Source organism: Paraburkholderia sp. RL18-101-BIB-B, from assembly GCF_046026985.1.
Taxonomy (GTDB): Bacteria; Pseudomonadota; Gammaproteobacteria; order Burkholderiales; family Burkholderiaceae; genus Paraburkholderia.
Genome location: NZ_JARESV010000242.1, coordinates 1 through 274, shown reverse-complemented (window position 1 = coordinate 274; position 274 = coordinate 1). Strand labels below are relative to the sequence as shown.

Genomic DNA, 274 nt, shown 5'->3' with positions numbered 1-274 from the left:
TTTCCAGATCGGCCTGACGATGCTGGTCGCCCTTGCGGCGAAGAACGCGATCCTGATCTTCGAGTTCGCGGTGCTGAACCGCGAAGGCGGCGAGTCGGTGTACGACTCCGCCGTCACGGCGGCGACCGAACGGTTGCGGCCGATCGTGATGACCTCGCTCGCGTTCATTCTCGGCTGCGTGCCGCTTGCCATTGCCACGGGCGCGTCGGCCAACAGCCGGCATTCGATCGGCACGGGCGTGATCGGCGGCATGCTCGGCGCGACGGTGATCGCG

General features: G+C 67.2%; 1 protein-coding gene. It reads left to right on the top strand.

Features of this window, described 5'->3' with window-relative positions; translation table 11 throughout:
* Window positions 1-274, top strand: a 274-nt coding sequence (locus P0D73_RS46925) for an efflux RND transporter permease subunit (RefSeq protein ID WP_408436593.1), incomplete at both ends; no start/stop codon positions are given.